This window comes from Aequorivita vladivostokensis (genome assembly GCF_000952855.1).
Lineage (GTDB): Bacteria > Bacteroidota > Bacteroidia > Flavobacteriales > Flavobacteriaceae > Aequorivita > Aequorivita vladivostokensis.
Genome location: NZ_JSVU01000012.1, coordinates 53,700 through 63,288, shown reverse-complemented (window position 1 = coordinate 63,288; position 9,589 = coordinate 53,700). Strand labels below are relative to the sequence as shown.

Here is a 9,589-nt window from a genome sequence, read left to right as displayed (position 1 = left end):
TATTTTTCGGGTATCGCTCATTAGTTCTACAACTTGTTTTACGCCTCGTTTGCGGTTGTGCGAGTATTTATCGAGCCATTTGTATACTGCCGTAGTGGAAACTTCATATTCCCTGCTGACCTCCAGGACGGTAGAAACGTTCTTCTCAATCTCTCTTACTTTTTTGCGCTTAAAGCTCTCGCTAAAATAACGATTTACACGCTGGGACGATTTATTGCTAAAATCTTCTACTTTCGCCATAATAATAAGTTGGTTTAAACTCCGTAAAACGGTCAACTTATTTCAGTACCCGACAGTTTTTTTAGAATTTTGGAATTTTTTCCCGATAATTATCGGGATTGAATTTGGAATTTGTTCTATTCCTTCATTCGTTCCTGATATTGGCCTTTTTCAGTATCAATTCTAATCTTATCACCTTCGTTTATGAAAAGAGGAACATTTATTTCAGCACCAGTTTCAACAATTGCAGGTTTGGTAGCATTTGTGGCTGTATTACCTTTAACGCCAGGTTCGGTGGAAGTAACCTCCAAAACTACATGAGCTGGCATTTCAACTGAAAGCGGCGCACTATCTTCAGTATTTATTAAAACTGTAACAATTTCTCCTTCCTTCATCAATTCAGGTGTATCGAGTATATCCTTCATCAAGCGAATCTGCGAATAATCGTCAGTATTCATAAAATGATACATATCACCTTCATTGTATAGATATTGAAATTTATGGGTTTCAACGCGAACGTCCTCTATTTTATGCCCTGCGGAAAAAGTATTGTCAATTACTTTTCCAGTGGTAACGCTTTTTAGTTTTGTACGAACAAAAGCTGGGCCTTTCCCCGGTTTTACGTGAAGGAATTCAATAATTTTATAAATATCATTGTTATAACGGATGCAAAGTCCTTTTCTAATATCTGATGATGTTGCCATTGGGAGGGTTTAGTGTTTGTTGTTTGTAGTTTAATTTGAATTAAAATAGCCTTTCATGATTCCGCGTTTGGAATTTTTGATGAACTGAAGTATTTCATCCCGTTCGGGAGTGGCCTCCATTTCGGCCTCAATGATTTCTGCTGCTTGAGAGGTATTATAGTTTTTTTGATACAGAATTCTGTAAATGTTTTGAATTTCCGTTATTTTCTGCGAGTTGAAGCCTCTTCTTCGCAACCCGATAGAGTTAATACCTACATAACTGAGCGGTTCCCGAGCCGCCTTAACGTATGGCGGTACATCCTTGCGCACCAAAGAGCCCCCGGTTACAAAAGCGTGGTTGCCAATCATACAAAACTGGTGTACGGCCGTCATTCCTGCCAAAACCACGTGGTCTCCCACAGTAACGTGTCCTGCAAGAGTACTGTTATTTGAAAAAATACAGTTGTCGCCAACAATACAGTCGTGGGCAATATGGCAATAGGCCATAATCCAACAGTTCTTTCCAACTACTGTTTTTCCCCTATCGATGGTACCACGGTTTATGGTAACATATTCGCGAATTGTGGTTCCGTCGCCAATTTCCACGGTGGTATTTTCATCCTTAAATTTTAGATCCTGCGGAATTCCCGAGATTACCGCTCCTGGAAAAATATTGCAATTTTTACCAATGCGCGCACCTTCCATAATGGTTACATTGCTGCCAATCCAAGTTCCTTCACCTATAACTACGTTGTTGTGAATAGTAGTAAAAGGCTCAATCACAACGTTTTTTGCTATTTTTGCGCCCGGATGGACGTATGCAAGAGGTTGGTTCATTTCTGTTTTTTATTAATATTTATAGGTGAAGCCTGGGGAAACAATTCTTATTCAAATTGACATTGTTTCTATACGCTATTCAATCTATAAATTTTTTGTTTTTACCATTTGGGCCATCAATTCGGCCTCTGTTACTAATTTGCCATTGGCATACGCATTTCCTTGCATATGGACAATTCCACGCCGAATGGGAGAGATCAATTCCAATACAAAAATCAGCGTATCGCCAGGATTCACCTGTTGTTTAAATTTCACATTGTTTATTTTCATAAAGAAAGTGAGGTAATTTTCGGGATCGGGCACGGTGCTCAAGGCCAATATGCCGCCCGTTTGGGCCATTGCTTCCACAATCAATACCCCGGGCATTACAGGAGCACCCGGAAAGTGACCGACGAAGAACGGCTCGTTCATGGTTACGTTTTTAAGACCCACCACACTGGTCTCGGTCATTTCCATAATTTTATCGACCAATAAGAACGGTGGCCTATGCGGAAGCATTGCCATTATTTCGTTCACGTCCTTTACAGGGGGCTGGTTGATATCAAATTTTGGAACAGTATTGCGAGCTTCGAGCTTTATAATTTTCGCGAGCTTTTTGGCAAATTGGGTATTTACATAATGGCCGGGCTTGTTTGCGATTACCTTTCCGCGGATGCGCGTACCTACCAAAGCCAAATCGCCAATCACATCCAATAATTTGTGCCTTGCGGCTTCGTTAGGATAATGTAAAGTAAGGTTGTCCAAGATTCCGTTAGGTTTTACGGAAATATTATCCTTCCCGAAGGCGGTGCGCAGTTTGTCCATAGTGCTAGGAGAAAGCGGTTTATCTACATAGACAATTGCATTATTGAGATCGCCTCCTTTAATAAGACCATGTTCTAACAGCATTTCAATCTCGTGAAGAAAACTGAAGGTTCGGGCATTGGCAATCTCATTCTTAAATTCTGAAATATTATTGAGTGAAGCGTTTTGGGTTCCCAAGACTTTTGTACCGAAGTCCACCATGGTTGTCACTTGGTATTGGTCGGCGGGCATTACGATAATCTCACTTCCGGTTTCTTCATCCAAGAAAGAAATCACTTCTTTTACCACATATTCTTCTCTCGGGGCGTCCTGCTCCACTACTCCCGCTTTTTCAATTGCTTCTACAAAAAATTTGGAAGATCCGTCCATAATTGGAGGCTCCGAAGCATTGATCTCAATAATACAATTATCTACCTCCAGCCCTACCAAGGCCGCGAGCACGTGTTCCGAAGTTTGCACTTTAACGCCGTTCTTTTCCAGGTTTGTGCCCCGCTGCGTATTCACTACAAAATTGGCATCCGCTTCAATTACAGGTTGTCCTTCCAAATCAATCCGCACGAATTTGTATCCGTGGTTTTCGGGGGCAGGCTTAAAGGTTAGCGTCACTTCTTTGCCTGTATGCAAACCTACTCCGGTAAGGGAAATTTCCTTACCAATGGTGCGCTGTTTTACAACACTTTCACTCATTATCGACTTTTTTTTCAACTATATTGAACCTTTCCATTATTTTGGGCAGGTTTTTAAAATATACATAACTTTTATTAAAATCGCCGTAACCAAATGCCGGAGAGCCCTGAAGGGTTTCATTGTCCTTCACATTTCTTCCTATACCACTCTGCGCCTGAATTTTCACGTTATCGCCGATAGTTATATGGCCCGCAATACCCACTTGACCGCCGATGATACAGTTTTTTCCTATTTTGGTGGAACCCGCCACGCCGGTTTGGGCGGCAATCACAGTGTTTTCGCCAATGGTTACATTGTGGGCAATCTGAATTTGATTATCGAGTTTTACACCCTTCTTTATCAACGTAGAACCGAGCGTCGCCCTATCTATGGTGGTACCGGGGCCCACATCTACGTTATCTTCTAAAATTACGTTGCCCGTTTGGGGAACTTTATTGTATTCACCTCTTTCGTTCGGAGTAAAGCCGAAACCATCGGCCCCAATGACTACCCCACTGTTAATTACGCAGGATTCACCTACTACCGTTTCGGAATAGAGTTTGGCGCCCGTAAAAAGAACAGTGTTATTGCCAACTTTCACATTATCCCCGATATACACGTTGGGATAAATTTTCACATTGTCACCAATCTTTACATTTTCACCTATATAAGAAAAAGCGCCGAGATAAAGATTCTCGCCGTATTTGGCAGTTTCTGAAATATACACCGGACTTTCTATACCGGTCTTGTTCATTTTCACCTGGTTGTAGTATTCCAACAATTGCGAAAAGGCCTTATAGGCATTCTCAACACGGATAAGCGTAGTTGATAAGTCCTGCGAGGCCACAAAATCATCATTGACGATGGTAATTGAAGCCTGGGTAGAATATATGTAATGTGTGTATTTCGGGTTGGCCAGAAAGGTCAAGCTGCCTTTGCTGCCCTCTTCTATTTTTGCGAGTTTTGAAACTTCTATACCTTCATCGCCATCAACGGTTCCGTTAAGAATTCCTGCTATTTGGGCAGCTGTAAATTTCATTGGGCGTAAAGGTTTATTTTGACCGAAGTAGCTAAAAGCAACCGCAAAGTAATAAATTTTAAATGAATTGGTTTTCGGTCATTGGTTTTCATTGCTGCAAAAATAGAAAAAAAGGATTTAGCCCCGATAGCTATCTTTATTGTTTTTTGGATAGCACATATAGTATTTCACGACCGATTTTGAGAGTGCCTCCAAATTCAACTGGTCGCTTGCCTTGGCCACGTCTATAATCTTACCGTTTTTCTTCAACAGGTTTATGGTGTCCTTTTCCATGCTGTAGGCCTGATTTTCGAGCTTGCCGGTAAATACAAAAAAGGCTGCTTCTTCTTCTGAAATATTATATTTTTCCACAAGCTTGTTTCTTTTCTCCTTTATTTTTTGGGAAGAAAATGGCTGCGATTTCACTTTTACCTTTAATAAATCGCGGTTCAGGAGCATTTTTGAAAGATTTTTTAAAACGAAATCGTCGTTGCTTACCCAAGCCTTCATTGCCGAGATAATATCGAAATCGTCCAATTTTGAAAAGGTATCGAGCACTTTTTCCGAAAAATCCTTTAGGTTGATGTTGTTATTCAGAAAGAATTTTAGGCTATTGCTGGCCGGAAGCGCAACCCCTTGTGCGGAGAGTTGTTTGGCACGTTTCAGCACCCGGACCAGGAGCTGTTCGGCTACAATCCCAGTTTTATGTAGATAGACCTGCCAATACATCAAACGGCGGGCAACGAGAAAATTTTCAACTGAATAGATACCCTTCTCCTCTACCACCAACCTATCGTTCTTTACGTGCAGCATGGCTATCAAACGCTGCGCATTTACGGTGCCTTCGGGAACGCCCGTGTAAAAGCTATCGCGTTTTAAATAATCCAGCCGGTCCATATCCAATTGACCCGAAACCAACTGGTGAAGAAATTTTCTGGGGTGCTCGTCCTTGAAAATTTGAATGGCCAGCGTTAATTGCTTGTTAAACTTTCGGTTCAACGCCTCCATAAAAAGCAGGGAAATTTGCTCGTGGCTTATGTTTTCAACAATGCTGTTTTCCATGGCATGCGAAAACGGACCGTGGCCGATATCGTGCAAAAGAATGGCGATATACAGCGCCTCTTCTTCCTTTTCAGAAATCGCAACCCCTTTTGATTTAAGCACTTGCACGGCTTTCTGCATCAAAAACATAGCACCAAGTGCGTGATGGAAACGCGTGTGGTGCGCGCCCGGATAAACGATATACGAAAAACCCATTTGGGAAATTCTACGGAGCCTTTGGAAGTATTTGTACTCCATCAAATTAAAAACCAGCGTGCTCGGCACGGTAATAAAACCATAGATGGGATCGTTTATAATTTTATGCTTTGGAAGGGTTTTCAAACTTTAACTTTAAATTAATAGCTGCAAAAAATTTTTGAAATAATTCAGGTTTATTTTTGAAGAATATTCTTCAAGCAGCGAGAATTACATACAAATATAAATTAACGATGCGCTTGGGCTAAAGCCTCGGAGCACAAAGACAAATATACATATATGAGCGACATAAAAGTACTATGGGTAGATGATGAGATTGATTTGCTTAAACCACACATTCTTTTTCTTGAAAACAAAAATTATAAAGTAACAACGGCGCAGAGCGGTACCGAAGCCTTGGAAGAGATTAAAAAGGAAAATTTCGATATTGTTTTTCTGGATGAGAATATGCCCGGGCTAACGGGGCTGGAAACCCTTGCCGAAATCAAGGAGCAGCAAGCCTCCATACCGGTAGTGATGATCACCAAAAGTGAAGAGGAATACATAATGGAGGAAGCCATCGGCTCCAAAATTGCCGATTATCTTATAAAACCGGTAAATCCAAACCAGATTCTATTGAGTTTAAAGAAAAACCTGGACCACAGCAGGTTGGTTTCAGAAAAGACCACTTCAAGTTACCAGCAGGAATTCCGGAAAATCGCGATGGATCTTTCCATGGTAAACAGTTTTGAGGAGTGGAAAGATCTCTACCAAAAATTGGTCTATTGGGAATTGGAGCTGGAAGACATTGAAGATTCCGGGATGTTTGAAATTTTGGAATCGCAAAAAACAGAGGCCAATAGCCAGTTCTGCAAGTTTATAGATAAGAATTATCCAAAATGGTTTGCAGACCCAAGCGAGGCACCCATCATGTCGCACACGCTTTTTAAGGAAAGGGTACAGCCGCAATTGCAGCAAGGAACGCCTACGCTATTGGTGGTGATTGACAATTTGAGATTTGACCAATGGAAAGCCTTTGAACCAACCGTAGCCAATCTTTACAAAAAAACGAGCGAGGAGCTTTTCTGTAGTATTCTACCTACAGCCACGCAGTATGCTCGTAATGCAATTTTTTCAGGCCTAATGCCGAGCGATATGGAAAAATTTCATCCAGATCTTTGGTTGAACGATACCGAGGATGGGGGCAAAAACATGAAAGAAGAAGAATTTTTGGCAGCACAACTTAAGCGTTTAAGATTGGATTTAAACTGGAGCTACCACAAAATTTCGAGTTTGAAGCAAGGAAAGAAATTGGTTGAAAATTTCAAAAGCCACAAAGAGGAAGATCTAACGGTTGTGGTTTACAATTTTGTGGATATGCTCTCCCACTCAAAAACAGAAATGGAGGTAATAAAGGAATTGGCCTCCAATGACAAATCATACCGTTCCCTAACGCAAAGCTGGTTTAAGAATTCACCCTTATTGGAAATTATCCAGCAGGCTGCGCGATTGGGTTTCAAGCTTATAATAACCACCGACCACGGCACTATAAATGTGAAAAACCCGTCAAAAGTTATCGGCGATAAAAATACAAGTCTCAACCTTCGGTACAAAACCGGAAAGAGCCTCACTTATGAGGACAAGGAAGTTTTAGCCGCAAAAGAGCCTAAGACTATTAGTTTGCCGACAATAAATATGAGCAGCTCCTTTATTTTTGCAAAAGGCGACTATTTCTTTGCATATCCCAATAATTACAACCACTATGTAAGTTATTATCGAAATACCTACCAGCACGGCGGGGTTTCATTGGAGGAAATGCTGATACCGTTTTCGGTATTTACTCCCAAGTAATTCTTTTTTAATTATTTATGTAGGAATATTACTGGATTAATAGATATTTTCGGTTTTGATTGATAAATTATCTATATTCGTCCCGTTTTTGTTATGGAATTTACATATACCCAAAAAGAAATTGGAAAAGTAGCTGAAGCATTATTAAAGAATTCAGAGTCGAACGTATTCCTTTTTTATGGTTCAATGGGAGTTGGAAAAACTACCTTAATCAAGGAATTGGCTCTTCAACTTGGCGTTAAGGAACCCTCGAGCAGTCCTTCCTTTTCAATTATAAATGAATACGACACGCCGGACGGCACTGTTTACCATTTTGATTTTTATCGAATTAACGATATTTCCGAGGCCTTTGATATAGGGTTCGAAGATTATTTATACAACGGGGATTATATTTTTATAGAATGGCCCGAGAAAATTGAACAGCTATTGCCTTTGGACGCCAATAAAATTACCTTGGAAATAAACAATAACGGAAGTAGAACCTTAAAATTTATGCCACTGAAATAAATTGCAGCGAGAAATATAGTATTTATAGATTACTTTTTAGTTGTTTGCCCCAAATCGCAAAAATTACAGAGATGGAGATTTATTTTTAAAAAAATTTATAAATATATAGCAAAAATAATTAGATTTTTTTTCTTTTTTCATAGTAGGTTTGAAGTGTTATTAACCTCACAAAAACTTAATATTATGAAAACTCTAAAAGTTCTTTTTATCGCAGCAATCTTATCAATTGGAACATTCGCTTCTTGCACCCCAGAAAGCATCCAGGATGAACAAACACCCCAACAAATCGAAAAAAGCAAAATCATCATACCTAGCAACGGGTAGTATAATAGCGCTGATTATAGCTGCATCACCATATATTTTTTATAGTTATGAAAGTTTTCCACAAACAAAAACGTGGGAAACTTTTCTATTTACATACCAAGCTAATTGGTACCAAGAAGTAAAAGTATCTGCTTGGACAATGATGGGAAAGTTTGTTCCACTCCTACTTTTAATTATCTGGTTTATTACATGCAAGCATTGGTGGTACCACGTTATATTTATACCAATCGGAATGTTTGCGTTTCAACTGTTTAGTGTTATTAACGATGATGTGGGGATAACAGATGAAGTTGAAATATGGTGGCTCTTTCCTATAATGCTAGTTATAGTTCCATTTGTTTATCTTATAAAAGCTCAGCTTTCAAATAAATTATTAGGAAAAGATTTGCGAAGTTTTGAAGAGGAACTGGGCTCCAAAAAATCATTATGGCAGCAAATAAAAGATCTTTTCTGATTTACTGACAGCTGTATCAATATCAAATTTTATTAGTACCTTGGTACTCTCTATTTTCTTAATAAGTAGTGGAGAAAAACATCTTATTGCGGTAAGGTTATTTTCCACAAACGAAGAAATAAAAAACTAAAAACTAACTCAAAAACGAAGCGAACCTTAACCCAATACGATATTGCCGGTGAAATAATAAAGTATTTACAGCTATATAACAATTGTTAAAATTTAACACTTAATTGAATCTTTTTATGAATTTCAAAGGATTTAATTGCATTATAACCTGTAAAGATACAATTAACATAATTAGTACATTTAAATTTTTTCATAGTAAGTTTGACCCATATTAACCTCACAAAAACATATTATTATGAAAAATTTAAAAGTTATTATTGTAGCCGCAATTTTTGCCGCAGGATTATTTGCTTCTTGTACCCCAGAAGGAATCCAGGATGAACAAACCCCACAACAAATCGACGTCAGGACGGTGGACGTTCCGCCAGCCGGATAGAAAAAGTCTAATACAGGGAGGCATTATAGTTTTTATATTGGCCTGTACCCCTTTTTTATACTATGCTTACGAAAGTTTCCCAGCTGATACTGCAGTTTGGGAAACTTCTTTTTTTACTTTTAAAACAGAATATCGCTCCCTATATCATTATGCTTGGTTTCTCGCGGGAAAAGTAATTCCGGTAATTCTTTTGCTAATCTGGTTTTTTACTTGCAAACATTGGTGGCATTGGATTATTCTAGTACCCTTATCGATGTATGTTTTTCAGCTCTTCAATATTCTCAAGCAGAATTTAAATGCAGATGAAGTTGAAATAATTTATGTAATCCCCATTATGATGGTATTAGTTCCCTTCGTTTATTTGATTCGTGCGAAACTTTTTAGTCAAATGCGGGAAAATGACCTCAAATCTTTTGAAGAGGAACTTCTACATAAACGTTCATTTTGGCAGCAGATAAAAGATCTGTTTCAATAATCTCTGGCAT

10 protein-coding genes are annotated in these 9,589 nt (G+C 39.0%); 4 read left to right on the top strand and 6 right to left on the bottom strand.

Going from position 1 to position 9,589, the window contains the following annotated elements:
• The 6 genes from MB09_RS14535 to MB09_RS14510 form a co-directional block, all read right to left on the bottom strand.
• A partial coding sequence (locus tag MB09_RS14535; RefSeq protein WP_045080565.1) for a transposase occupies window positions 1–240 on the bottom strand: 240 nt, incomplete at its 3' end.
• 116 nt (window positions 241–356) lie between these two features.
• Entirely contained in the window at window positions 357–923 is a 567-nt protein-coding gene (efp, locus tag MB09_RS14530) for an elongation factor P (RefSeq protein WP_045081644.1), read from the bottom strand.
• A 30-nt stretch (window positions 924–953) separates the two neighbouring features.
• Window positions 954–1,739 (bottom strand): acyl-ACP--UDP-N-acetylglucosamine O-acyltransferase, encoded by a 786-nt coding sequence (lpxA, locus tag MB09_RS14525; protein ID WP_045081643.1) that lies wholly within the window; start codon window positions 1,737–1,739, stop codon window positions 954–956.
• Between the two features lie 84 nt (window positions 1,740–1,823).
• Window positions 1,824–3,230: a bifunctional UDP-3-O-[3-hydroxymyristoyl] N-acetylglucosamine deacetylase/3-hydroxyacyl-ACP dehydratase gene (locus MB09_RS14520; RefSeq protein ID WP_045081642.1), complete on the bottom strand. Its 1,407-nt coding sequence runs from the start codon at window positions 3,228–3,230 to the stop codon at window positions 1,824–1,826.
• The gene (gene lpxD, locus MB09_RS14515; RefSeq protein WP_045081641.1) at window positions 3,223–4,248 is read right to left on the bottom strand and encodes a UDP-3-O-(3-hydroxymyristoyl)glucosamine N-acyltransferase; all 1,026 of its coding nucleotides are present in this window, start codon (window positions 4,246–4,248) and stop codon (window positions 3,223–3,225) included. The genes MB09_RS14520 and lpxD overlap by 8 nt, the downstream gene beginning before the upstream one ends.
• A 117-nt stretch (window positions 4,249–4,365) precedes the next feature.
• The gene (locus MB09_RS14510; protein WP_045081640.1) at window positions 4,366–5,610 is read right to left on the bottom strand and encodes an HD domain-containing protein; all 1,245 of its coding nucleotides are present in this window, start codon (window positions 5,608–5,610) and stop codon (window positions 4,366–4,368) included.
• Window positions 5,611–5,763: 153 nt separating this feature from the next.
• On the opposite strand from MB09_RS14510, the gene porX reads away from it, so the two are divergent.
• From porX to MB09_RS16230, 4 genes are all read left to right on the top strand, one after another.
• Window positions 5,764–7,314 (top strand): T9SS response regulator signal transducer PorX, encoded by a 1,551-nt coding sequence (gene porX, locus MB09_RS14505; RefSeq protein ID WP_045081639.1) that lies wholly within the window; start codon window positions 5,764–5,766, stop codon window positions 7,312–7,314.
• 93 nt (window positions 7,315–7,407) lie between these two features.
• The gene (tsaE, locus tag MB09_RS14500) at window positions 7,408–7,821 is read left to right on the top strand and encodes a tRNA (adenosine(37)-N6)-threonylcarbamoyltransferase complex ATPase subunit type 1 TsaE (RefSeq protein WP_045081638.1); all 414 of its coding nucleotides are present in this window, start codon (window positions 7,408–7,410) and stop codon (window positions 7,819–7,821) included.
• A gap of 265 nt (window positions 7,822–8,086) precedes the next feature.
• The gene (locus MB09_RS14495; protein ID WP_045081653.1) at window positions 8,087–8,599 is read left to right on the top strand and encodes a hypothetical protein; all 513 of its coding nucleotides are present in this window, start codon (window positions 8,087–8,089) and stop codon (window positions 8,597–8,599) included.
• Window positions 8,600–8,963: 364 nt separating this feature from the next.
• The gene (locus MB09_RS16230) at window positions 8,964–9,104 is read left to right on the top strand and encodes a hypothetical protein (RefSeq protein ID WP_165586717.1); all 141 of its coding nucleotides are present in this window, start codon (window positions 8,964–8,966) and stop codon (window positions 9,102–9,104) included.
• Window positions 9,105–9,589 lie beyond the last annotated feature (485 nt).